At 55.6% G+C, this 22,465-nt stretch carries 21 protein-coding genes; 6 read left to right on the top strand and 15 right to left on the bottom strand.

What is annotated here, in order from left to right; translation table 11 throughout:
• Positions 1-15 precede the first annotated feature (15 nt).
• Positions 16-1,827: a sensor histidine kinase gene (locus CX651_RS06570; protein ID WP_101054923.1), complete on the bottom strand. Its 1,812-nt coding sequence runs from the start codon at positions 1,825-1,827 to the stop codon at positions 16-18.
• A gap of 214 nt (positions 1,828-2,041) precedes the next feature.
• Between CX651_RS06570 and dsrO the strand changes: the two genes are divergently transcribed.
• The 4 genes from dsrO to CX651_RS06550 all read left to right on the top strand — a co-directional run bounded on the left by dsrO (position 2,042) and on the right by CX651_RS06550 (position 7,604).
• Positions 2,042-2,785: a sulfate reduction electron transfer complex DsrMKJOP subunit DsrO gene (dsrO, locus tag CX651_RS06565; RefSeq protein ID WP_101054921.1), complete on the top strand. Its 744-nt coding sequence runs from the start codon at positions 2,042-2,044 to the stop codon at positions 2,783-2,785.
• Positions 2,775-3,848 carry an NrfD/PsrC family molybdoenzyme membrane anchor subunit gene (nrfD, locus tag CX651_RS06560; protein ID WP_101054919.1) on the top strand — a complete coding sequence of 358 codons (1,074 nt, stop codon included), beginning with the start codon at positions 2,775-2,777 and terminating at the stop codon, positions 3,846-3,848. The genes dsrO and nrfD overlap by 11 nt, the downstream gene beginning before the upstream one ends.
• The gene (locus CX651_RS06555) at positions 3,848-6,958 is read left to right on the top strand and encodes a tetrathionate reductase subunit A (RefSeq protein ID WP_101054917.1); all 3,111 of its coding nucleotides are present in this window, start codon (positions 3,848-3,850) and stop codon (positions 6,956-6,958) included. Before nrfD ends, CX651_RS06555 begins: the two co-directional genes overlap by 1 nt.
• A gap of 178 nt (positions 6,959-7,136) precedes the next feature.
• Positions 7,137-7,604: a chemotaxis protein CheX gene (locus CX651_RS06550; protein WP_101054915.1), complete on the top strand. Its 468-nt coding sequence runs from the start codon at positions 7,137-7,139 to the stop codon at positions 7,602-7,604.
• Between the two features lie 56 nt (positions 7,605-7,660).
• On the opposite strand, the gene alr is transcribed toward CX651_RS06550, so the two are convergent.
• The gene (gene alr / locus CX651_RS06545; protein ID WP_101054913.1) at positions 7,661-8,737 is read right to left on the bottom strand and encodes an alanine racemase; all 1,077 of its coding nucleotides are present in this window, start codon (positions 8,735-8,737) and stop codon (positions 7,661-7,663) included.
• A gap of 68 nt (positions 8,738-8,805) precedes the next feature.
• The gene (gene dnaB, locus CX651_RS06540) at positions 8,806-10,212 is read right to left on the bottom strand and encodes a replicative DNA helicase (protein ID WP_025009346.1); all 1,407 of its coding nucleotides are present in this window, start codon (positions 10,210-10,212) and stop codon (positions 8,806-8,808) included.
• 130 nt (positions 10,213-10,342) lie between these two features.
• Here dnaB and CX651_RS06535 point away from each other — a divergent pair, with 130 nt between their 5' ends.
• Positions 10,343-12,544, top strand: coding sequence for a S46 family peptidase (locus CX651_RS06535; protein ID WP_101054910.1), 2,202 nt, complete (start codon positions 10,343-10,345; stop codon positions 12,542-12,544).
• Positions 12,545-12,828: 284 nt separating this feature from the next.
• On the opposite strand, the gene rplI is transcribed toward CX651_RS06535, so the two are convergent.
• From rplI to rpsF, 4 genes are read right to left on the bottom strand one after another with little or no spacing between them, the layout of a single operon-like run.
• Positions 12,829-13,281, bottom strand: coding sequence for a 50S ribosomal protein L9 (rplI, locus tag CX651_RS06530; protein ID WP_025009345.1), 453 nt, complete (start codon positions 13,279-13,281; stop codon positions 12,829-12,831).
• A gap of 30 nt (positions 13,282-13,311) precedes the next feature.
• Positions 13,312-13,539 carry a 30S ribosomal protein S18 gene (gene rpsR / locus CX651_RS06525; protein WP_025009344.1) on the bottom strand — a complete coding sequence of 76 codons (228 nt, stop codon included), beginning with the start codon at positions 13,537-13,539 and terminating at the stop codon, positions 13,312-13,314.
• An 11-nt stretch (positions 13,540-13,550) separates the two neighbouring features.
• Positions 13,551-13,856 carry a primosomal replication protein N gene (gene priB, locus CX651_RS06520; protein WP_101054908.1) on the bottom strand — a complete coding sequence of 102 codons (306 nt, stop codon included), beginning with the start codon at positions 13,854-13,856 and terminating at the stop codon, positions 13,551-13,553.
• Positions 13,857-13,864: 8 nt separating this feature from the next.
• Entirely contained in the window at positions 13,865-14,266 is a 402-nt protein-coding gene (rpsF, locus tag CX651_RS06515; protein WP_025009342.1) for a 30S ribosomal protein S6, read from the bottom strand.
• A 205-nt stretch (positions 14,267-14,471) separates the two neighbouring features.
• Here rpsF and CX651_RS06510 point away from each other — a divergent pair, with 205 nt between their 5' ends.
• Positions 14,472-15,215 (top strand): DUF481 domain-containing protein, encoded by a 744-nt coding sequence (locus CX651_RS06510; protein ID WP_100143083.1) that lies wholly within the window; start codon positions 14,472-14,474, stop codon positions 15,213-15,215.
• A gap of 26 nt (positions 15,216-15,241) precedes the next feature.
• Here the strand turns inward: CX651_RS06510 and CX651_RS06505 are convergent, their stop codons facing one another.
• The 8 genes from CX651_RS06505 to rplM all read right to left on the bottom strand — a co-directional run bounded on the left by CX651_RS06505 (position 15,242) and on the right by rplM (position 22,247).
• A complete protein-coding gene (locus tag CX651_RS06505) occupies positions 15,242-15,748 on the bottom strand; it encodes a hypothetical protein (RefSeq protein WP_157822675.1) in 507 nt (168 codons plus the stop codon).
• A gap of 69 nt (positions 15,749-15,817) precedes the next feature.
• Positions 15,818-16,555, bottom strand: a complete 738-nt coding sequence (rlmB, locus tag CX651_RS06500; RefSeq protein ID WP_025886866.1) for a 23S rRNA (guanosine(2251)-2'-O)-methyltransferase RlmB — start codon at positions 16,553-16,555, stop codon at positions 15,818-15,820.
• Positions 16,556-18,970, bottom strand: coding sequence for a ribonuclease R (gene rnr / locus CX651_RS06495; protein WP_101054899.1), 2,415 nt, complete (start codon positions 18,968-18,970; stop codon positions 16,556-16,558).
• 45 nt (positions 18,971-19,015) lie between these two features.
• The gene (locus CX651_RS06490) at positions 19,016-19,636 is read right to left on the bottom strand and encodes a tetratricopeptide repeat protein (RefSeq protein WP_101054897.1); all 621 of its coding nucleotides are present in this window, start codon (positions 19,634-19,636) and stop codon (positions 19,016-19,018) included.
• A gap of 113 nt (positions 19,637-19,749) precedes the next feature.
• Positions 19,750-21,045 carry an adenylosuccinate synthase gene (locus CX651_RS06485; protein ID WP_100143079.1) on the bottom strand — a complete coding sequence of 432 codons (1,296 nt, stop codon included), beginning with the start codon at positions 21,043-21,045 and terminating at the stop codon, positions 19,750-19,752.
• Positions 21,046-21,110: 65 nt separating this feature from the next.
• Positions 21,111-21,299, bottom strand: a complete 189-nt coding sequence (locus CX651_RS06480) for a DUF2065 domain-containing protein (protein WP_101054894.1) — start codon at positions 21,297-21,299, stop codon at positions 21,111-21,113.
• A 112-nt stretch (positions 21,300-21,411) separates the two neighbouring features.
• Entirely contained in the window at positions 21,412-21,804 is a 393-nt protein-coding gene (gene rpsI / locus CX651_RS06475) for a 30S ribosomal protein S9 (protein ID WP_025009335.1), read from the bottom strand.
• Between the two features lie 14 nt (positions 21,805-21,818).
• The gene (gene rplM / locus CX651_RS06470) at positions 21,819-22,247 is read right to left on the bottom strand and encodes a 50S ribosomal protein L13 (protein WP_025009334.1); all 429 of its coding nucleotides are present in this window, start codon (positions 22,245-22,247) and stop codon (positions 21,819-21,821) included.
• Between the last annotated feature and the right edge of the window lie 218 nt (positions 22,248-22,465).

Genomic DNA, 22,465 nt, shown 5'->3' with positions numbered 1-22,465 from the left:
CTTGGCAAAACGGGTTTAAGCCAGCACCACAGTGACCAGACAACCGCCCTCAGGCGGCTGCAGCAGACTGATGCTGCCGCCATGGCTCTCGGCGATTTCGCGGCAGATCACCAGCCCCAGACCCAGGCCATCTGTCTTGGTACTGGTAAAGGCCTGCATCAGGCTCTTGCCATCCTGTTTAAGCCCTGGGCCATTGTCCTGCACTTCCAGCAAGAGCTTGCCGGGCTGAGATTGATAATCCAGCCGCAGCGCAATAATTCGCTCGGCTTTAGGCTCTTCAGCCAAGGCTTCGATGGCATTCTTAAGCAGATTCAACAAGAGTTGCTGCATGGCGACCGTATCCAGTTGCATGGGGCTTTCTTCGCCGACAATCTGCCAATCGACGCGGATCGCTTGTTTCTCCAGTTCATGCCCCAGCAGAATAAGCGTCTCGCTCAGCAAGGGGCTGAACGGCTGCAACTGCTTTTGCGGCGGGCGCTTTTTCAAAAGCCCCCTGAGCCTTTGAATGATACCGTGGGCGCGGCCCACTTCCGCCTGTATCTGTTCCAGTGCCAGGGGCAACTTGTCCAGTTGCCCCTGTTGCAGCCTGACACTGGCGCCGTGGCAATAGTTGCCTATGGCCGCCAAAGGTTGGTTCAGCTCATGGGCCAGGCTGGCGCCCAGTTCACCAGCCACCGCCGCCCGCTGGGCATGTTCCAGCAGACTGAGGTTTTCACTCAGTTGCCGCTGGGCCTTGGCCAGTTCCCGGCCGCGGCGGCTGAAACTGTATTCGAGCCAGAAGTGATAACCGTTGAGCAGCACCAGCAGCGCCAGCAAGCTCCAGCCCCAATGACTGTGGGCCTTGAGCCACTGCAACGCCCTTTGCCACCAAGGCGCCTGCAATGGGTGCAGGTCCAGATCCTTGAGCAGCTTATCAATGGCCAGTTGACTGACCGCCGTGGTCCACCCCAGCGAGCCGGACATTTTGGCCGCCTCACTGTCTTCCGGCAGTGCCAACAGGGCCAAGGTCAACTGCTTGGCCAGCCCCTGACCGGCACGGCTGGTCTTGGCCATAGACCAGTTGGGATAGAGGCGGGTCGACACCTCGCAGGCAAACCCTGCCGGCGCCTGGTTGTCCAGCACCCGATAATGCCCGGCATCGATAAGCCCCTCCGCCGCCATCTGCTCCAACTGGCAGACTGGCACCACGGCGGCGTCTATGCTGCCATCGCGCAGGCGATAGAGCAGATTATCCAGCGGGAATCCCAAAGATTGGATCTCGGCCACATAGCTTGGCAGATCAATCTGCTTGAGCCGCGCTTCATACACCAAGGTCAGGTAGCCGCCGAAGGCCTGGGTCGAGACTATCCCCAGGCGCTTGTGCCTGAGATCTTGCAGATGTTGCAGGCTGGACTCGCTTCTTACCACCAGCGCCGAACCCACCTGCATCGGCTCACCGGCGTTGAGGCGGCTCTTGAGGGTCGCCAGCCAGCTTAGGGAATACTGCCGCGCCAACAGTACAGATTGACCTGGGTTGGTGATCACAAAGTCCAGCTCCTGGGCGGCCACCGCCTGCGACAGTTGCTCCAGCGTCAAGGGGTGCAGGCGAAAGTAATATCCCGGGATCTGCTGCTCGAGCCAATTCATGGTGGGTTGCCAGCGGTTGATGCTGTCGCTGTAGCCCCGGGTAGCCAACACGCCTATATCCACCACCGCCTTATCGGTCAACACTCCGGTTGTCATGGCTGGGCCTGATAGCGGCAAAGGCTCAGTCGCTGCCGCAGCTGACGGCCAATGGCCGAGCAGTACAGCCGCAAACAGATAACACAGCAGATACAGGGTTCTCATCTCTTGGTTTTAGCTCCGGTTAGGAAATCTTGCGGCCACAAGCGGCTGGGTCAGCATCAGTCTGCCCGCCATTCTAGCCTCAATTTCTTGCGCTGGATCAATAGCGGCCCCGATATGTGGAAAACCACTATAGAGACCAAGGGCGCCAGTTGCCGAGAATACAGGCAACAGGAGCCCGGTGGGTTTCCAATCGCCGCAAGACTCAGGAGTCTGTATGGACAAGAGTAAACGTCAACTACTGGGGCAAATCGCCGCCATCAGCGCCGGAGCTGCGTTTTTGCCCGTCGCCCAGGCATCGACTTCCAAGCCCAAGGCAACCAGTGGCAAACGCTATGGCATGCTGATCGATCTGCGCCGCTGCGTCGGTTGCCAGGCTTGTACTGTCGCCTGCACCATAGAAAACCAACCCCCATTGGGGCAGTTTCGTACCACAGTCAACCAGTATGAAGTGACCCAAGGGCAGGAAAGCGCCTTTATGATGCTGCCCAGGCTCTGCAACCACTGCGAAAACCCACCCTGCATCCCGGTTTGCCCCACAGGCGCCACATTCCAGCGCCAGGACGGCATAGTGGTAGTCGACAGCCACTGGTGTGTTGGCTGCGGTTACTGTGTCCAGGCCTGCCCCTACGATGCGCGCTTTATCAACCATGACACCAACACCGCCGACAAGTGCACCTTCTGCGCCCATCGGCTGGAAGCAGGCTTGCTGCCCGCCTGCGTCGAAACCTGTGTCGGTGAAGCCAGGATCATCGGCGATCTCAACGATCCCGGCAGCCAAATCAGTCGCATGCTGGCCGAGCACAGAGACGAGATCAAGGTACTCAAGCCCTCGGCCGAAACCTCGCCCTGCGTATTCTATCTGGGGATGACAGCCGCATTTGAAGAAAGGATCCGCGGCGAAGCGCCGGTTCGCAGCCTGATGACCGCCACTGGAGAGGAGTTGCACCATGGACATTAAAGAGATCTTGACCCCGGATATCGCCATCACCTGGTTACCCTGGGCGGTGCAGTACTTCTTTATGATGGGACTGGCCTATTCCGCGGTGTGGATTGCGGCGCTGACCATTATCCGCCCCGGCGCCAAAGATAAGCGCCTGCTGACACTCTGCGGCAGCCTGATCCTCAGCACAGCCATAGTGGCACCTGTGGCACTCTTGGCCGATCTGCACCAACCCGCCCGCGCCTGGCACTTCTATATGCAGCTCAGACCGGATTCCTGGATGTGGTATGGCGCCTGGTTACTGCCGCTGTTTATGGCAGCGGCGCTGGCCTTTGCCTACCTCTTGCTGCGCCCTTCCCTTCCGACTCAGCCCAAAGATGGCTGGAGCCGCCTGGGATACTGGTTACGCCTGGGGAACTGGCAAGGCGAGCCCTGGCTCAAGCCTCTGGCCTGGGTTGCCCTGCTCAGCGGCCTGAGCATCGCCCTCTACACCGGCATGGAAACCATGGCGATCAAGGCCAGGCCACTGTGGCACAGCTACTGGCTGCCGCCCCTGTTCGCCGCCAGCGCCCTGGCCGCCGGCAGTGGCATGTTGATTTGGCTCAACCGCCTGTTCAATGGCCATAAGCAGGAGACCGACAAACAGCTGCTGCTCTGGCTGCGTGGCTCCTTCGCCCTGTTTGCCCTGTTGCTTATCGGCTGGGCTCTCAGTGGCGGCAACAGCGCCAATGAAGCCAGATTACTGCTCGGCGACAGCCCCAGTTGGCAACTGGCCGCTATCTGGGTGCTGGCAACCCTGGCCTTGTTGGCGCTGCTGCTGGCCTTCAGACATCTGCCCCGCTGGGCCTTGCTGTTTGGCAGCTTTGCCGCCATCCACCTGGCTTGGGGCTTTCGCTGGCTGGTGCTTATCCAGGCGCAGACAGATCCCAAGTATGGCGCCGGCACCTACTTCTATGAACTGCCCTGGGGCCCACAGGGGCTGCTGGGGATCCTGGGTACCTTTGGCCTATGGCTGGCCCTGATCACCCTGATTTCCGAACTGATACGTCAGTCTGCCACCGGACTGAAAGGAGCCGCATAATGGACAAGAGTAAACGCCGTTTTATCAAAGGGGCTGCCATCACAGGTGGTACCGGACTGTTTGTTGCAGGCTACAGCCACACCCTGACCCAGCTAGGCAAAGGCCTGGTCAATGGCAGCTCGGGCAAAAATACCCAAGAAGCGATTCATGGCAACTCGCTGGCACCTGAGCTCAAAGTCGACCTGAATAGCGGCCAGTTGAGCGCCAATGACAACCAGCGTCTGGCCAATACCATGTGTTTCGGCTGCTGGACCAAGTGCGGGGTACGGGCCCGTATCGATAATGAAACCGACAGCATTATCCGTATCAGTGGTAATCCTTATCATCCACTGTCGGCCCGTGAACACCTGGACTTTGACACCCCGGTGCGCGATGCCCTGGTGTCCACCAGCGCCTGGCAGGAGCAGGGGCTTGCCGGACGTTCCACCGCCTGCGCCCGCGGTAACGCCATGCTGGAGTTATTGGACAGCCCCTATCGGGTAACACGCTGCCTGAAACGGGTCGGCCCCAGAGGTTCGGGCCAGTGGCAGAGCATAGCATTCGAGCAGTTGCTCAAGGAGGTTGTCGAAGGCGGCGATCTGTTTGGTGAAGGCCATGTGGATGGACTCAGGGCGATTCGCGATCTCAATACGCCTTTGGATCCCGCCAACCCTGAATACGGCCCCAAGGCCAATCAGCTGTTGGTCAGCAACGCCTCGGATGAGGGGCGGGACACGCTGATAAAACGCTTCACCTTCAACAGCTTCGGCACCCGTAACTTTGCCAACCACGGCTCTTACTGTGGCTTCAGCTATCGGGCCGGTGCCGGCGCCTTGCTGGACGATCTGAAAAAGTACGCCCACTTGAAACCGGACTGGGATCATGCCGAGTTTCTGCTGTTCATCGGCACTTCACCGCAGCAGTCCGGCAACCCCTTCAAGCGCCAGGCACGGCAACTGGCCAATGCCAGGGTCAACAACCGCAACTTCAGCTATGTTGTGGTTTCGCCCATGCTGCCCAACACCTCCAACCTGGCGTCGGCGCCGGACAATGTCTGGTTGCCGATCCGCCCGGCCACAGACGCCTCGCTGGCGATGGCCATGTTGCGCTGGATCATCGACAATCAGCGCTACAGCGCCGAGTTTCTCAGTGCTCCCAATGCCAAGGCCGCTAAAACAGCCGGTTTCCGCGGTTTCAGTAATGCCGGTTTCCTGGTGCATTCAGACCAGGCGCATCCGAGATACGGCCAATATCTGCACGCCAGCGAATTGGGTTTGGCCTTCAGCGGCAAGCCCTTCGGTGATGAAGACCCCTTGCTGGTGCTGGACGCCATCAGCGGTGAACCCATGGCCGCCGAGGTCTGCCCCAAGGCGCAGCTCGAAGTGGACAGCAGACTCACAGGCCAAAATGGCCAGAGCCTGGCCTGCAAGAGCAGTTTCAGCCTGCTGGCCGAATCGGCCCGGCTCAAGACGTTGGCGCAATACAGCGCCGAATGCGATGTGCCGGTCGATGAGATTGAGGCCCTGGCCAACAAGTTCACCAGCCATGGCAGCAAGGCGGCGGTGATCAGCCACGGCGGCACCATGAGCAGTGATGGCTTCTATACCGCCTGGGCCATCATGATGCTCAACGCCATGATAGGCAATATCAACCAAAAGGGCGGCGCGCTGGCCAAGGGCGGTACTTTCCCGGCCTTCGGCAAAGGCCCACGCTACAATCTGGCCGAGTTTGACGGCATGGTGCAGCCCAAGGGAGTATTCCTGTCACGCTCCCGTTTCCCCTATGAAAAAAGCTCGGAATACAAGCGCAAGCAGCAGGCCGGCGAGTCGCCCTACCCGGCCAGGGAGCCCTGGTTCCCGATTTCGGCGCCCATGCTGAGCGAGCATCTAACTGCGGCGGTCAACGGTTACCCCTATTCGCTCAAGGCCTGGATCAACCATATGGGCAACCCTGTCTATGGCCAGGCCGGGCTCGGCGCCGCCATAGGCGATAAGCTCAAAGATCCCAAGGTGCTGCCGCTGTTTATCAGTATCGACAGTTTTATCAACGAAACCACGGCATTGTCCGACTATATAGTGCCTGACACCCTCACCTATGAATCCTGGGGCTGGACCTCGGCCTGGCAGGGCACCATGACCAAGATTGCCACCGGCCGCTGGCCGATAGTCAAACCCAGGGTGGAGCACACAGTGGATGGCGATCCCGTGTGCATGGAAAGCTTTCTTACCCGGATTGCCATGGCGCTGGCCTTGCCCGGCTTCGGTGAAAATGCGGTGCTGGCCCATGATGGCACACGCCACCCGCTGACCCGCGCCGCCGACTTTTCTCTCTACGGCGCCGCCAACGTCGCCTGGTTGGGAGAGAAAGTCCCTGTCATCGGCAAGGAAGATCTCTATTGGTCCGGGGTTGCCAGGATTATTCCCGAACTCAAGGCCCGTCTCGGCGAAGAGGAAGCATCCAGGGTGGCTTATCTCTATGCCCGCGGTGGCCGGTTCGAATCAATGAACCAGGCCAGGGACGCCGAAGGCAACCCCACCAAAGTCTGGCCCAAGCCGATGATGCTGTGGAACCCCCAGGTGGGCAGTCGCCGTCACTCCCAGAGCGGCGAGTTTCTCAGTGGCTGTCCGCGCAGCTATGGTCAACGCCTGGCCGATGGCACAGCGCTCAGGCAAGCCTTCGACCGCCAGTCCTGGCCCATGTTGCTGTCGAGCTACAAGTCGCACACCATGAGCTCCATGAGTATCGGCTCTGACAGGCTCAGGCAGGTGCACCCCAATAATCCGGTACGGATCAACAAAGACACGGCCCAAAGATTGGGGATAACCACGGGGGATACAGTGAAAATCAGCACCCCCAACGGCAGTGTGCTGGCACTGGTGGAATGTGTCGCCGGTGTGCATCCCGAGTGCATCGCCATAGAACACGGCTTTGGTCACAAGGAGCTCGGCGCGCGAGCATTCAGCATAGATGACAAGCAGGTTGCCGCCAACCCGCTGATCCGCGCCGGGGTTAACCTCAACGATCTCGCCGTGCTGGATCCCAGCCGCTCGGGTTCCTACCCTCTGGTGGATTGGGCCAGTGGCGCCTCGGCCCGCCAGGGGCTACCGGCCAAAATCGAAAAAGTCTCCTGAAGCTCGCTCTGTGCCCGGTTTTTATGCCGGGCACTGTTTTCCGGGCAAGAAATCGCCACAAAGCCAAATCCATTGTTCTAAGCTAATAAGAGTGTGATCCAGTGGGCGGGAGTCAAACCACTTATGGATTAGCCTTGCACTATCCGCATCCCTTGGCAGCAAGAGGAACAAATCCGGCATGAATGTCACTTTTATCAATCCCTTTCTCCAGTCACTCCTCAACGTAGTTTCCACCATGGCCAATATGCAGTTGACCCCGGGCAAGCCCAGACTCAAGACAGACAACCTGGCCAAAGGTGATGTCTCCGGGCTTATCGGTATGGTGGGCCCTCAGACCAAAGGGTCGCTGTCAATCACCTTTGAACAAGGACTGATCCTGGAGATAATGCAAAATATGTTGGGAGAGAATCCCGGCAATATCAATGAAGAAGTGACAGATCTGGTGGGGGAAATCACCAACATGGTGACCGGCGGCGCCAAGAACCTGCTGTCGGACAAGGGCTATGAGTTTGAAATGGCCACCCCTGTGGTGGTTTCCGGCATAGGTCACAAGATTTCCCATCAGGCCCAGGGCAAGAAGATCATCATGCCTTTTGTCGCACCCAAGGGCTCGGCCTACATAGAGATCTGTTTCGAGGATCAGTAATGACAAAGGGCGCCGAGGCGCCCTTTATTGTTTGCCAACTCAATGGCATGACTCACTCAATCGAGGCAGACGGCCACTCTGGGAGTCAACTTGGTCACCAGTTCATAAGCCACGGTTTCGATATGAGCCGCCACCTCTTCTACCGGTAACGCCGGGCCCCATAAGAGGGCGTCATCACCGACCGCGTCCCGGGCATCCGGCCCCAGATCCACAGTCAGCATATCCATGGACACCCTGCCAACCACAGGCACCCGGCGACCATTTATCAACACAGGCGTGCCTTCGGGAGCATTGCGTGGATAACCGTCACCATAACCTATGGCCACCACGCCGAGGCGGGTATCTCTTGATGAGCGCCAAAAACTCCCGTAACCCACGCTCTCCCCGGCCTTGTGCTCACGCACGGCTATCAGCTGTGACACCAGACTCATGGCCGGTTGCAATTCGTGGTTGGCGCCTCTGTCACCGACCACAGGCGACACTCCATAGAGGGCGATACCCGGGCGGATCCAATTTTGCTGGCTGCTGGGCCAGTAGAGGGCACCGGCCGAGTTGGCCAGACTGCGGTCACCATCCAACCCGGCGGTGAGCTGGTTGAAATGCTCCAACTGTTTGCGGGTATAGTCATTGTCCGGCTCATCGGCACAGGCGAAATGGGTCATCAGATTGATGGGCTTAGCCACTTGCGGGCAATCCAGCAGCCGCTGATACACATCGCTAAACTCGTCGCTGCGAAAACCCAATCTGTGCATGCCGCTGTCGACCTTGAGCCAAACAGTTACCGGCTTATTCAGCTTGGCCTGCTCCAGCATCTGCAACTGCGAGTTATGATGCACCACAGTGTCTATGTCATGCTCAACCAGCAGAGGCAACTCAGTACTGCGAAAAAAACCTTCGAGTAACAACAGCTTGGCCGTTACACCACCGGCCCTGAGTTCCAACGCTTCTTCGAGCCGCGCCAGACCGAAGCCGTCGGCACTGTTCAGGCTCTTGGCCACGTTCAGCGAGCCGTGGCCATAGCCGTTGGCCTTGACGACAGCAATAACTTTGCTGGCGGGCGCGATCTCACGCAGCCTGGCCAGATTATGTTGCAGCGCCCGGCTGCTAATCTCTGCTCTGGGAAAGGGTTTCAAAGCTTACCTTCAATCTTGGATTGGATGGCGCGCTCTCTGGCCGCGCCGGGAAAACCGTCCGCAGAGGTTTAGTCCTCTTCAAATTGCGGACCGGCGTAATTGTCAAAGCGGGAGAACATCCCCTGGAAAGTCAGCCTGACCCGGCCGATGGGGCCGTTACGTTGCTTACCTATGATGATCTCTGCCGTGCCTTTATCGGGCGAATCGTCGTTATACACCTCGTCACGATAAATAAACATGATAAGGTCCGCATCCTGCTCGATAGAGCCGGACTCACGCAAGTCAGAGTTTACCGGGCGCTTATCGGCCCTTTGCTCCAATGAGCGGTTCAGCTGCGACAGAGCGATCACCGGGATCTCCAGCTCCTTGGCCAAGGCCTTGAGCGAGCGTGAGATTTCAGCAATTTCCAGGGTCCGGTTATCGGCCAGCGCCGGCACCTGCATCAGCTGCAGGTAGTCGACCATGATCATAGACAGACCGCCGTATTCCCGGGCGATACGCCTGGCCCTGCTGCGCACTTCGGTCGGCGTCAGGCCCGAGCTGTCATCGATATACATCTTGCCCTGCTCGAGCATGATCCCCATGGTAGAGGACACCCGCGCCCAATCATCATCATCCAGCTGGCCGGTACGTATCTTGGTCTGATCTACCCGGCCAAGCGACGCCAGCATACGCATCATGATCTGTTCCGAGGGCATCTCTAGACTGAAAATAAGCACTGGCTTGTTTTCATTGAGCGCCGCATATTCACACAGGTTCATCGCAAAGGTGGTCTTACCCATGGAAGGACGGGCCGCGACAATGATCAGGTCACCGGATTGGAAACCTGCGGTCATCTTATCCAGATCGGAGAAACCGCTGGATACCCCGGTCACACCGTTGTGCGGGTTGTTGTACAGCTGCTCAATCTTGTCGACGGTTTTTTCGAGGATGGTCTTGATCCCCTCCGGGCCCTCGTTGGCGTTGGCGCGCTGCTCGGCTATCTTGAACACCTTGGTTTCGGCCAAGTCCAGCAAGGCGCCTGAATCGCGTCCCTCAGGATTATAACCGGCATCGGCAATCTCATGTGCTACCCGGATCATCTCCCGCACCACGGCACGCTCGCGCACGATTTCGGCGTAGGAGAGAATATTACCGGCGCTGGGGGTGTTCTTGGCGATCTCACCCAGATAGGTAAAACCACCGGCATCTTCCAGCTCGTCAGTCAGTTCCAGTTGTTCTGAAACCGTAATCAAATCTATGGGTTGGCCGTTTTCTACCAGCTTTTGCATGGCACCGAAAATCAGCCTGTGGGAACGGGAGTAAAAGTCTTCTCTGACCACGGCCTCGGACACCTTGTCCCAGGCCTCTGCATCCAGCATCAGTCCCCCGAGCACGGATTGCTCCGCCTCAATGGAATGGGGAGGCAGCTTGAGCGCGTCAACCTGGACGTCTCTTCGCTTGTCTTTGGCCTTAAAGGCACCTTGCTGTTGCATAAATCTCCAACTCTCCAACAATCAGGCAAAATGTGATATAAAACCCGGTTCAATCAGAACAGGAATTTTACACCTACAATCACCTGTTTTTCATATCCAAACGGACACTAACAATAAATAAGGAATGAACATGCGCAATGCATTGGCTGCAGCCTTGGCGCTGACCTCTGGCCTCGCCATAGCCGATGAAGGGCAGTGGCAACCTTACCAAATGCCCTCTATTGCCGACAAGCTCAGTGAGCGCGGCATCGCCATCCCGGCAGAGCAACTGGCCGATCTCGGAAAGTACCCCATGAACGCCGTGGTGGGCCTCGGCTATTGTACCGCCAGTTTCGTCTCACCCCAAGGATTGGTTGTCACCAACCATCACTGTGCCTATCGGGGTATCCAATACAACAGCACCAAAGAACACAACTATCTGGCCGACGGCTTTTTGGCCAAAGAACAACGCCTGGAGCCTTCGGCCGGCCCCAACGAGCGCCTCTATGTCACCGAGGCGGTCACAGATGTCACTGATAAGATAACGGCCAATCTGCCGACCGAGCCACTGGCGCGTTATGAAGCCATCCAGGCCAACAGCAAGGCGCTGGTCAAAGGGTGTGAAGCCGACGACAACTACCGTTGCTCAGTACGTAGTTTCCACAATGGACTTGAATACTACCTGATCAAACAGCTGATTATTCGCGATGTGCGCCTGGTTTATGCGCCACCCGAGAGTGTTGGCGGTTACGGTGGCGACATAGATAACTATGAATACCCTCGCCACAGCGGCGACTTTACCTTCCTCAGGGCCTATGTCGGCAAGGATGGCAAGCCTGCGGCCTATGCCGAGGATAACGTGCCTTATCAGCCCAAGAGCTTCCTCAAGGTCAATGCCGATGGCGTCAAGGCCGGTGACGGCGTATTTGTGGCCGGTTACCCGGGTTCAACCAGCCGCTACCGCCTGACCTCAGAGTTGAGATTCGCCAGCGACTGGCTCTACCCGACTCAAGCCGCCCGCTATCAGGCCAGAATCGACACCATTGAGGGTATGGGCGCTTCCGACAAGGATATCGCCATCAAGTATGCCGGTACTCTGGCCGGCATGGCCAACCGGATGAAAAAACTCAACGGCTTGTTGGATGGCTTCCACGCCACTGATATTGCCGCTATCAAGCAGGTCGAGGAAAATGCCTTCCGCGACTGGCTGGCCAAAGATAAAGACGCACAGCCGCTGACGGCGCAACTGAGTGAGCTCGAACAACTGCTGACCGAGCAACAGCACAAGTATCAGCAGAGCTACTATTTTGACAACGCTCAATCCAGTGCCCTGCTCGGCGCCGCCAAGCAGCTTTATCGCCTGGCCAAAGAAAACCAAAAACCGGATGCCGAGCGCGAAGCGGGTTATCAAGAGCGTGACATGAAGATGTTCGCCGCCCGTCTCAAGCGACTTGACTCCAGCTTCGATATCAGCGTCGACAAGACACTGTGGCAAATGGATATCGACGCCTACCTGGCGCAGGATAACCGGGTCGCCGTGATGGACCAGTTGCTGACACCCGAGCAAGGAATCAGCCTGGGCGACAAGCTCGAAGGCATGTATGCCCTGACCGAGTTGACCGACCAAGAGAAACGCCTCAACTGGATGCAGGCCAAGCCGGAAGCTTTCGAGAGCAGCAGCGATCCCTTCATTCGCATGGCAGTGACCCTGTACGACACCAATATGGCGCAGGAAAAAGCCGACAAGGAACTGGCCGGTAAGCTGTCCATCGCCCGCCCCGCCTACATGAAGGCGATCATTGCCTATAACAAGGCCATGGGTAAGCCTGTCTATCCGGATGCCAACGGCACCTTAAGGATCAGCTATGGTATGGTCGATGGCTATCAGTCCCGTGATGCGCTCTACAAGCAACCCTTTACCAAGTTGGAAGGCATAGTCGCCAAGCACACAGGTGTCGAGCCCTACAATGCACCGCAGAAGCTGCTTGATGCCATCAAGCAGGGACGACTGGGCGAGCATAAGGTGCAGCACTTGTATCAGGATCCCCGCAGCTGGTTGTGCCGCCTGTTCTCCTGTCTGGATAACCCGGCCGAGTTCAACTCTGTACCGGTTAACTTCCTCTCCAGCGTAGATACCACAGGAGGCAACTCAGGCTCCCCTGTGTTTAACGGCAAGGGCGAGCTGGTTGGCCTCAACTTTGACTCCACCTATGAAGCCATCACCAAAGATTGGTACTTCAACCCCACCATCACCCGCGCCGTGCACGTGGATATCCGCTACATTCTGTGGATGATGGATGAAGTGGATCATGCCGACAACCTGCTCAAAGAGCTGGAACTGGTGCGCAACTGATAGCCACTAGTCTGCAATACCCTTGAAAACACCCGCCCCGGCGGGTGTTTTTGTCTCTGTTGTTATCGGTAATCAAATTAGGAGCGGGACTGCCGAGATAGCCAATACTCAATCAATGTCAGTGTGGTAGTGAAAGTGTGCCAGTAACTGTGGGTAAGTGACAGTGTGCTTAAGTTTGGCATTAGCAGGCGGAGAAGAAAGGGGAAAAACCGTCGGCCCCGGCCAGCAAACAGGCATAAAAAAACACCGCCCGAAGGCGGTGTTTCTTCTAGTAAAAGCCGGGATTAAGCTTCAGCAACAACAGTTACTTTAACTACAGCTTTTACTTCAGTGTGCAGCTGAACTTCAACTTCGAAGTCGCCAGTAGTGCGCAGAGCGCCCAGTGGCAGACGTACTTCGGCTTTGGCCAGTTCAACGCCGGCAGCAGTTACTGCGTCAGCGATGTCACGGGTACCGATAGAACCGAACAGCTTGCCTTCGTCACCGGCTTTAGAAGCGATAACAACCGCTTCCAGAGCAGAGATCTGCTCTGCACGAGCAGTGGCAGCGGCCAGGTCGGCAGCCAGCTTGGCTTCCAGCTCAGCACGACGAGCTTCGAAAACTTTTACGTTCTCAGCGTTGGCAACAACAGCTTTGCCTTTTGGCAGCAGGTAGTTACGAGCGTAACCGGCCTTAACTGATACCTGGTCACCCAGGTTGCCCAGGTTTGCGATTTTATCAAGCAGAATAACGTTCATTATCAATTCCTCTAGCTAGAACAGTGCCGATTACTGATGCAGATCAGTGTATGGCAGCAGTGACAGATAACGAGCACGCTTGATAGCGCGAGCCAGTTGACGCTGATACTTGGCAGAAGTACCAGTGATACGGCTTGGAACAATCTTACCGCTTTCTGTGATGTAGTTTTTCAGAGTAGCGATATCTTTGTAATCGATCTCCGTAACACCTTCAGCAGTGAAACGGCAGAACTTACGACGACGGAAATAACGTGCCATTTGACAGTCTCCTAATTTTTCAATTCGACATTTTCGGCGTGTAACACCAGTCGGCTTTGGCCATTGCGACTCTGTTGTAGAGCCAGAAAACCACTGACTTGGATATCCACACCCGCTTTCAGCTTGTCTGCTACGCTCTTGAAGCGTTCACCACTCAATATCACTTGAAGTTGGCAGTAGACGTTTCTGGGCAAATCGGCCTCGAAACGCTGCGACCTGTGTTCCAGTTGAACTACCGTGTGAGGTATTCCAGCCGGGCTATCAAAGTGTCTGGACCGAATGACGGTACCGGACAACACCAAGTGATTGGTGGTCACAGAAAAACTTACTCAGCGCTTGCTTCAGCGTTTTCTTGGGTTTCTTCAGCAGCTTTTTCGCTAACGGCGCTGCGACGTGAATCGCGCTCGTCTTTAGCTTTGGCCATTGGAGATGCTTCAGTGATGGCAGCTTTAGTGCGCATCACCAGGCTACGCAGAACGGCGTCGTTGAAACGGAAAGCAGTTTCCAGCTCTTCAACAGACTCTGCAGTGGTCTCAACGTTCATCAGAACATAGTGAGCCTTGTGCAGATCCTGGATTGGGTAAGCCAGTTGGCGACGACCCCAGTCTTCCAAACGATGGATTTGACCGCCAGCTTCGGTGATAACACCTGTGTAGCGCTCAATCATACCTGGTACTTGTTCACTCTGATCAGGGTGAACCATAAATACGATTTCGTAATGACGCATTTAGTGCTCCTTACGGTTATCTAGCCTCGTTGTTGGCTCAGTCAGACCAAATTGAGGCAAGGAACGAAAATTAATGTGACTGAATTAGGCGCGAAATAGTACATAAAGGCCGCGGTAAACTCAAGCAATAACTTTGCCTCGGCCCCATGAGCAGGTATTATGTGACGCTAAATTTATGGCAGTCACAGCAAAAGACATAAGAATAATGACAAGATCCTCTGTATTGGCGTTATTGTTTGCGCTACCGACTTCGGCGTGGGCCTTGGTGCCTCCGGATTATCGCGAGCCTCCAAGCGACTTCACCGCTGAGATTGAGGCCGGCTTTCAACTCAACACAGGTAACACAGACTCAAGCAGTTTCAACGGTCGTACCAAGTTGGTTTACGACACGGAAAACGCCAAGCAGGAAGGAACCCTCAAGGCCTATTTCGCCTCTGACTCTGAAAAAACCACTGCCGAGAAGTACAATCTGCAACTGCAGTCCAACTACAAACTCAACGGCGGCTATATCTTTGGCCGCGGTGAATTCATCTGGGACAAGTTCGGTTCCTACACAGAGATCTACACGGTTTCCAGCGGTTATGGTTTCGATGCCATCAGCACCCGCCGTACCAAGTTGAGTCTCGAAGTCGGCCCTGGTTACCGATACAACATGCCGATAGAAACTGACGCGGCGCCGGATCCTGTGGCCGAGAAAGATGTGATCCTACGGACCGCGGCCAAGTTTGAACAGAAGATCCACGAGTACACCAGTTTCACTGCCGACCTGACCGCCGAGGTGGGCGAAAATAACAATACTCTGGCACTGGATATGGGCTATAAAAACACCCTGTTTCAGGACTGGGCCTTCAAGATAGGCTTCAACGTCAAATATACAGAAGTGGTGCCAGAAGGCAGTAAACAGACAGATACCATCACCACCTTCAACCTGCTCTATACCTTCCAGTAACTCCCGCGCTTGAAGAGCTCTTTCAACTAAAGAGCTCCAAGAAAACGCTCCAGGATTAACGCGGCGCGCTTTTCACCGCGCTCAAGCGCCTGCAAGTAGAGATAGATGGCGGTTTCATGCCGCTCCAACAGACGAAAGGCTGCGCCGTACTCAGAGTTGCTCTCGGCATCATCCGCCCACTTGGCATATTTTTGCTGGTAAGGTTCGACCCAGAGGCACAACGCCGCAAGCAGTTCATGCCAGGGAAGCTTAAGCCAACTGTCCACCTCTTTCTGCGCCTGCATGCGCACTTGCTCCAACAACGCCTCATTCAGACTCGCCAGCTCAGGCAGCAGTTTCAGCAAAGCCTTGGCAGTATATTGCTCCACCTTGAACAGTAGAGAAAACACGGCTTGGCTTTCTATTAAGTGGCTTTCAGTTAAGTGGATTTCTGTTAACTGGCTCTCGGTTACCTGAAAATGATAATCCCGACCGAGGCGCTCGAAGAACGCCATGCCATAGATTTCACCCAGATAGCCTTGTTGCAGTTGCATGAGATACGGGCCGGCACTGCTATACAATTCATGGCCCGTATTCTCAAGAGAGGCTGCCATATTCGGCAGTTAGAGGCGCTGACGCACGGCTTCAAACAGACAGATACCGGTCGCCACCGACACGTTCAGACTGGAGACACTGCCCGCCATAGGAATAGAGATCAGGGTGTCGCAACTTTCGCGGCTCAGGCGTCTCAGCCCCTTGCCTTCGGCGCCCATGGCAATGGCCAGAGCCCCCTTGAGGTCGGCCTGATACAGGGTGCTGTCGGCCTCGCCTGCGGTGCCGGCAATCCACACCCCCCTTTCCTGCAAACGCTTCATGGTACGCGCCAGGTTGGTCACCTGAAACAGCGGCACTGTCTCGGCCGCGCCGCAAGCCACCTTGCTGACGGTCGGCGTCAGCCCCACTGAGTTGTCTTTGGGCACTATGACGCCGTGAACCCCGGCCGCATCGGCATTTCGCAGACAGGCCCCCAGATTGTGGGGATCTGTGACACCATCCAGGATCAACAAAAATGGCGAGTCCGTCTTGTCCAGCAAGGCTTCCAGATCGTTTTCGGTCAAGACCTTGGCCGGACGCACCCGGATGATGATCCCCTGATGCTGAGTACTTTCAGCCTTGTCATCCAGTGTCTTGCGGGACGCCTGCTGGGCGCGAATGCCCCACTGAGCCGCCATCTCCAACAAGGGCTTGACCCTGTCATCCTGACGACCACTGAGCAGCCACATTTCCAGCACCCGCTCCGGAGCGTGTTTCAGCAAAGACTCGACCGCGTGAATGCCAAACACCAGTTCCTGTTTTTTCATTTACTTCTTTCTCTTGACTCGTTTGGCTGCCTTGGGCTTTTTCGCCCCGGCGTTGCCGGCAGCCTTGGTTGATTTGCTCTTGGCGGATGCGCCTGTGGACTTAGACTTTGCGCTCCCTTTACCTGCCGGCTTCTGTGCCTTGGCCGAGCGGCGGGCTCCTTCAATATTGACCCTTTCCCGTGCGGTCAGCGGCTTACTCTTGCTGCGGCCTTTACGGCGCTGGCTGCGGCCCTCTTCGTCCACCATCAGCAAGTCTATCTGTCTGTCGTCCAGATTGACCGAGGCGACTTTGACCGTCACAGCATCACCAATCTGGTAGATCTGCCCTGAGTGCTCACCTATCAGGCGCTGGCGCATGGGATCATACTGGAAGTAGTCGCTGCCCAGGGTAGAGATATGCACCAAGCCGTCGATAAACAAATCATTGAGGCGCACAAACAGCCCGAAGCTGGTGACGGAAGCCACCACCGCATCGAAGGTGTCACCCACATGGTCCTGCATAAACTCACACTTGAGCCAGTCGGAGACGTCACGGGTGGCTTCATCGGCGCGGCGCTCAGTGTTGGAACACTCTTCGCCAAGCTGATCCAGCTCATCGAGCTGATAGTGATAGCCGCCGTCCGGGGTCCACTTATCGCTCGCTTCGCCACGCTCTTTGGCGAGCAGGTAACGGATCACCCTGTGCAACACTAAGTCAGGATAACGACGAATGGGTGAAGTAAAGTGAGCATACTCCTCCAGCGCCAGACCAAAGTGGCCTTCATTGTCCGGTGTGTAAGTCGCCTGGCGCATGGATCGCAGCAACATCACCTGAATGAGTTCGGCATCGGCGCGACCCTGTACTTTTTCCATCAGAGCCTGGTAGTCACTGGGTTCGGGTTCGAGACCGCCGCCCATGGAGAGCCCTCGCTCAGCCAGAAACTCCTTGAACTGAGTCAGCTTCTGCTCGGATGGCGCTTCATGCACCCGATAGAGGACTTCACCCTTGTGCTTTTTGACAAACTTAGCCGCCGCCACGTTAGCGAGGATCATACACTCTTCGATGATCTTGTGCGCCTGGTTACGGGCTCTGGGCACTATCTTGTCTATCTTGCGCTGCTCATTGAAGATGAACTGGGTTTCCAGCGTCTCAAAGGCGATGGCGCCACGGTTGGCCCGCTGGCTATCGAGCGCCAGATACAGCTCCTGCAACACCTTGAGGTGCGGCAGTAAAGGCTTATGCTCTTCCAGGCCTTCTTCGCCTTCCAGCATGGCCGCCACCTGGGTATAGGTGAAGCGGGCGTGGGAATGCATCACCGCCGGATAGAACTTGTAGCCGGACAACTTACCCGCCGCCGACACTGTCATCTCGGCCACCATACAGAGACGGTCAACTCCCGGGTTCAGGGAACACAGGCCGTTGGAGAGCTTTTCCGGCAACATGGGGATCACCTGTGACGGGAAGTACACAGAGTTGCCTCGGGCACGGGCTTCTTGATCCAGTGCCGATTGAGTACGCACATAATAGCTGACATCGGCAATGGCCACCCACAGGCGCCAACCGCCACTGCGCTTGCGCTCGGCATAGACGGCATCGTCAAAGTCGCGGGCATCTTCACCGTCTATGGTGACCAAGGGCAGTTGTCGCAGGTCGACCCGCCCTACCTTGTCTTGTTCCTGCACTTCATCGGATATTTTGCGCAGTTTCTTTTCGATGGCGGCAGACCAGGTATGGGGCAGATCATAGTTGCGCAGGGCAATCTCTATTTCCATTCCCGGTGCCATCTCTTTACCCAGCACCTCGACCACCTTACCGGCGGCTTTGACATAGCGCCCCGGCCTGCGGGTGAGTTCTACCACCACGACATCGCCCTGACGGGCGCCGTTGCGATCGGCGTTGTCTATCAATATTTCCTGGGTAATACGCTTATCATCGGCGATAACAAAGGCCATGCCGCAATCGACATGGAAACGCCCCACCAGAGCGGCGGTTCGCTCGGCGACCAAGCGCACTATGCGAGCTTCGCGGCGCCCCTTGCGATCGACTCCAGCCTTCTGCGCCAACACCTTGTCGCCATGGAAGTATCTGAGCATGTCACCATGGTTGATAAACAGGTCATCGCCGCCTTCATCTGGACGGAAGAAGCCATAGCCATCTCTGTGGCCCAGCACAGTGCCCTGGATCAAGTCCATCCGCTCCGGCAGGCCATAACACTGGCCACGGGTAAATACCAGCTGACCATCGCGTTCCATGGCACGCAGCCGACGCCGCAGCGCCTCGAGTTGTTCTTCGTCGGAGATGTTGAGGGCCGTGGCGATCCGCTCACGATTCAGGGGAGAGGTCTGCGAGCGCAGATATTCCAATATAAATTCCCGGCTGGGGATGGGGTTGTCGTACTTATCTTGTTCTCGCTCAAAATGAGGATCTTTTATCATTCAATTTCCAATTTTTTCGTTGTCGCATCCAGTGCGACAAGCTAATTAACGGCTTTGCAGATGTTCCTTTTTGGCCTTCTCCACCTGACTGGCGGGCATTTTAGCCGCTAACAGCTGCAATAATCTTTTGGCGTCTTGCTGGGTCTGTTCATCGCTGAACACCTGGTTGTAGAGCCAGTGATACCCCAAGACATAATCCCTTGGGCTGCCATAACCCTTGGCAAACAGCTCGACCAGCATCATTCTGGCCGGCAGGTCACCGTTGGCGGCAGCGGGTAACAGGTACTGCACCGAACGTTCTTTGTCCTGCAGTACAAACTTGCCATCTTTATAATACTCGGCAATGCGCACCATGGCTTCGGCACTGCCCTGCTCGGCGGCATCCCTGAGCAGCGATATTCCTCTGGGTGGATTGGCCTTGACGCAGATGCCGAAATTAAGCATCTCACCCCAGAGGTACTGGTACAACGGCTGCTTGAGCACTTCGGCGCGCGCCTCAATATCCTGTACCAACTGACAGTCATCGGCTTTGACCCGGGTCAGGTATTGCTTGCTGCGAATCAGCTCCAGCAGTTGTTCCTGGCTGTAGATATCCACGGCCTTGGTTTCTTCGGCCAACACATTGGCACTGGTTACCAACAAGAGTAATAGGGCTATACGCAACATAAGCTGTCCTGATGACAAATAGACTGTCTTTTCATCGGCAGTATAACCCAATTCTTAAGGGCAAACAGTGTAAGCCCCATAAACGAAAAAGGCCGCTTAGGCGGCCTTTTTACTTAACTGAATGGATTCACCAGAATCATGGTCTCATTCCGGTCTGGCCCGGTTGAGATGATATCGACAGGTGTTTCCAGCAGTTCTTCAATCCGCTTGATATAATTGATTGCTGCCTGTGGCAGTTGCTCCAGAGAAGTGGCACCAAAGGTGTTTTCACTCCAGCCTGGCATGGTTTCATACACAGGAGTGACATGCTCGTAGCCTTCTGCTGCCAGCGGAGTCACATTGGACACAGTACCGTCTGGATGCTGATAGCCTACGCAGAGCTTCACTTCTTTCAAGCCGTCCAAAACGTCGAGCTTGGTCAGGCAGAAACCACTGATACTGTTGATCTGAACCGCGCGGCGCATAGCCACTATGTCCAACCAACCCGGACGACGCTTACGACCGGTTGTCGCACCAAATTCCTGGCCCTTGGTTCCCAGGTGATCGCCGATTTCACATTCCAGTTCAGTCGGGAATGGACCGGCACCCACACGGGTGGTATAAGCCTTGATGATGCCGCAGACATAGTCCAGATGACGAGGGCCGAATCCTGAACCAGTTGCCACACCACCCGCTGTAGTGTTGGAAGAGGTTACAAATGGATAAGTACCGTGGTCGATATCCAGCAATGTGCCCTGAGCGCCTTCGAACAGTATGTTGTCGCCATTCTTGCGGGCTTGATCCAGCAATTCGGTGACATCCACACACAGACCTTTCAGGTAGTCTGCCAGTGCCAGCGCTTCATCCAGAGTCTTCTGGTAATCAACGGCTTCGCACTTATAGTACTCTGTCAGCATAAAGTTGTGATAGGCCATCACTTCTTTCAGCTTCTCGGCAAATAGCTGCGGATTGAAGAGATCCCCTACGCGCAGACCGCGACGGGAAATTTTATCTTCATAAGCCGGGCCTATGCCGCGTCCTGTAGTACCGATAGCCTTATTGCCACGCGCTTTTTCGCGAGCGATATCCAGCGCACAGTGGAAAGGAAGGATCAGAGGACAAGCTTCAGAGATCAGTAGGCGTTCCTCTACCGGAATACCTTTCTCTTTCAGCATGCCGATCTCTTTCATCAGAGCATCGGGCGCCAAAACTACGCCGTTGCCGATAATGCACTTGACGTTATCGCGCAGAATGCCTGAGGGGATCAGATGAAGAACGGTTTTTTCACCATCGATAACCAGAGTATGACCAGCGTTGTGGCCACCTTGGTAACGGACTACGAATTTTGCCTGTTCGGTCAGAAGGTCGACAATCTTACCTTTTCCCTCGTCACCCCATTGAGTGCCGAGAACAACTACATTTTTGCCCATTGTTTGCTGCAAGGTTGCGGTTAAAGCAGGATTCTAACAGATATTGGCATGGAAAGGGCAAGTATTTATGAAAAAATAATCAATATGACGATTCCTGCAACAACCAGGACGCCGCCCAGGCGTTGCATGATGGCGGTCGGTTGGGAAGCTACCTCCAGCAGATAACGACGCCAGCGGTTGGGGAACAACAAGGGCCCAACGCCTTCAAGTATCAATACCAAACCCAAGGCTATCAACAACAATTGCCAACTCATGATTTTCTCCCTTTATGCCACGAGTGCCCAAAGTATACAGGGCTGTCAGAGATAAATCTCAACCATAAAAAAACCCAGCATACGCTGGGTTTTTGGTATCTCGAAAGCGATATTAACGCTTGGAGAACTGTGGCTTACGACGTGCTTTACGCAGACCCACTTTCTTACGTTCAACCTTACGAGCATCGCGGGTTACATAACCAGCAGAACGTAAAGTAGGACGCAGAGCTTCGTCCAGCTCCATCAGAGCACGGGTGATACCGTGACGGATAGCGCCAGCTTGGCCAGTGATACCACCGCCCTTAACAGTTACATAGATGTCCAGTTTTTCAGTCATTTCAACCAGCTCAAGCGGTTGACGAACAACCATACGAGCGGTTTCACGACCAAAGTAAACATCCAGAGGACGTTGGTTAACAACGATGTTGCCACTACCTGCTTTAGCGAATACGCGAGCAGTTGAAGTTTTGCGACGGCCAGTGCCGTAGTACTGAGTTGCAGCCATTTGCTTAATCCCGTTTAGATATCAAGAACTTGAGGTTGTTGTGCAGCGTGGTTGTGCTCTGCGCCAGCGTAAACTTTCAGCTTACGGAACATGGCACGACCCAGGGGGCCTTTTGGCAACATACCCTTGACTGCTTTCTCGATGATCATTTCTGGCTTGTGAGCTTGCAGCTTCTCGAAGCTGATTTGCTTGATGCCACCTGGGAAGCCTGAGTGCGAGTAGTACGTCTTGCCTGCAGCCTTGTTACCGGTCACAGTTACTTTCTCGGCGTTGATCACGATGATGTAATCACCGGTATCTACGTGAGGAGTGTACTCAGCCTTGTGCTTGCCACGCAGACGCAGAGCGATTTCAGTGGCGATACGACCCAGGGTCTTACCTTCGGCATCAACAACGTACCAGTCACGAGCTACAGTTTCTGGCTTAGCAGTAAAAGTCTTCATTATTACAAAAACCCAAAGTTAAATTCTGTCACATGCTACCTGCGGATGCAGATAACACAAAAATGCCTTCCTCTGCCCCTTCGAGCAAAGAAACTGGCTTTTAAATCCGCCCAATCGGCGGAGTAACGTGGGCAGGTGGCGGATTATAGTCAAAGCTGAACTAAAAATCACCTGCTTTTTAATATCTCGCCTTAAAAGACGATCTTTTTCAAGCTGTT

Origin of the sequence: Shewanella chilikensis, from assembly GCF_002836945.1 — a bacterium.
Lineage (GTDB): Bacteria > Pseudomonadota > Gammaproteobacteria > Enterobacterales > Shewanellaceae > Shewanella > Shewanella chilikensis.
Note: the sequence above shows the minus strand (reverse complement) of the source record. Positions and strands in the feature narration are given on the sequence as shown.

Bases quoted from the DNA above. Each gene is read 5' to 3' on its own strand.
- CX651_RS06570 (WP_101054923.1), bottom strand. From the start codon at position 1,827: ATGAGAACCCTGTATCTGCTGTGTTATCTGTTTGCGGCTGTACTGCTC.
- dsrO (WP_101054921.1), top strand. From the start codon at position 2,042: ATGGACAAGAGTAAACGTCAACTACTGGGGCAAATCGCCGCCATCAGC.
- nrfD (WP_101054919.1), top strand. From the start codon at position 2,775: ATGGACATTAAAGAGATCTTGACCCCGGATATCGCCATCACCTGGTTA.
- CX651_RS06555 (WP_101054917.1), top strand. From the start codon at position 3,848: ATGGACAAGAGTAAACGCCGTTTTATCAAAGGGGCTGCCATCACAGGT.
- CX651_RS06550 (WP_101054915.1), top strand. From the start codon at position 7,137: ATGAATGTCACTTTTATCAATCCCTTTCTCCAGTCACTCCTCAACGTA.
- dnaB (WP_025009346.1), bottom strand. From the start codon at position 10,212: ATGCAACAGCAAGGTGCCTTTAAGGCCAAAGACAAGCGAAGAGACGTC.
- CX651_RS06535 (WP_101054910.1), top strand. From the start codon at position 10,343: ATGCGCAATGCATTGGCTGCAGCCTTGGCGCTGACCTCTGGCCTCGCC.
- rplI (WP_025009345.1), bottom strand. From the start codon at position 13,281: ATGAACGTTATTCTGCTTGATAAAATCGCAAACCTGGGCAACCTGGGT.
- rpsR (WP_025009344.1), bottom strand. From the start codon at position 13,539: ATGGCACGTTATTTCCGTCGTCGTAAGTTCTGCCGTTTCACTGCTGAA.
- rpsF (WP_025009342.1), bottom strand. From the start codon at position 14,266: ATGCGTCATTACGAAATCGTATTTATGGTTCACCCTGATCAGAGTGAA.
- CX651_RS06510 (WP_100143083.1), top strand. From the start codon at position 14,472: ATGACAAGATCCTCTGTATTGGCGTTATTGTTTGCGCTACCGACTTCG.
- CX651_RS06505 (WP_157822675.1), bottom strand. From the start codon at position 15,748: ATGCAACTGCAACAAGGCTATCTGGGTGAAATCTATGGCATGGCGTTC.
- rlmB (WP_025886866.1), bottom strand. From the start codon at position 16,555: ATGAAAAAACAGGAACTGGTGTTTGGCATTCACGCGGTCGAGTCTTTG.
- rnr (WP_101054899.1), bottom strand. From the start codon at position 18,970: ATGATAAAAGATCCTCATTTTGAGCGAGAACAAGATAAGTACGACAAC.
- CX651_RS06490 (WP_101054897.1), bottom strand. From the start codon at position 19,636: ATGTTGCGTATAGCCCTATTACTCTTGTTGGTAACCAGTGCCAATGTG.
- CX651_RS06485 (WP_100143079.1), bottom strand. From the start codon at position 21,045: ATGGGCAAAAATGTAGTTGTTCTCGGCACTCAATGGGGTGACGAGGGA.
- CX651_RS06480 (WP_101054894.1), bottom strand. From the start codon at position 21,299: ATGAGTTGGCAATTGTTGTTGATAGCCTTGGGTTTGGTATTGATACTT.
- rpsI (WP_025009335.1), bottom strand. From the start codon at position 21,804: ATGGCTGCAACTCAGTACTACGGCACTGGCCGTCGCAAAACTTCAACT.
- rplM (WP_025009334.1), bottom strand. From the start codon at position 22,247: ATGAAGACTTTTACTGCTAAGCCAGAAACTGTAGCTCGTGACTGGTAC.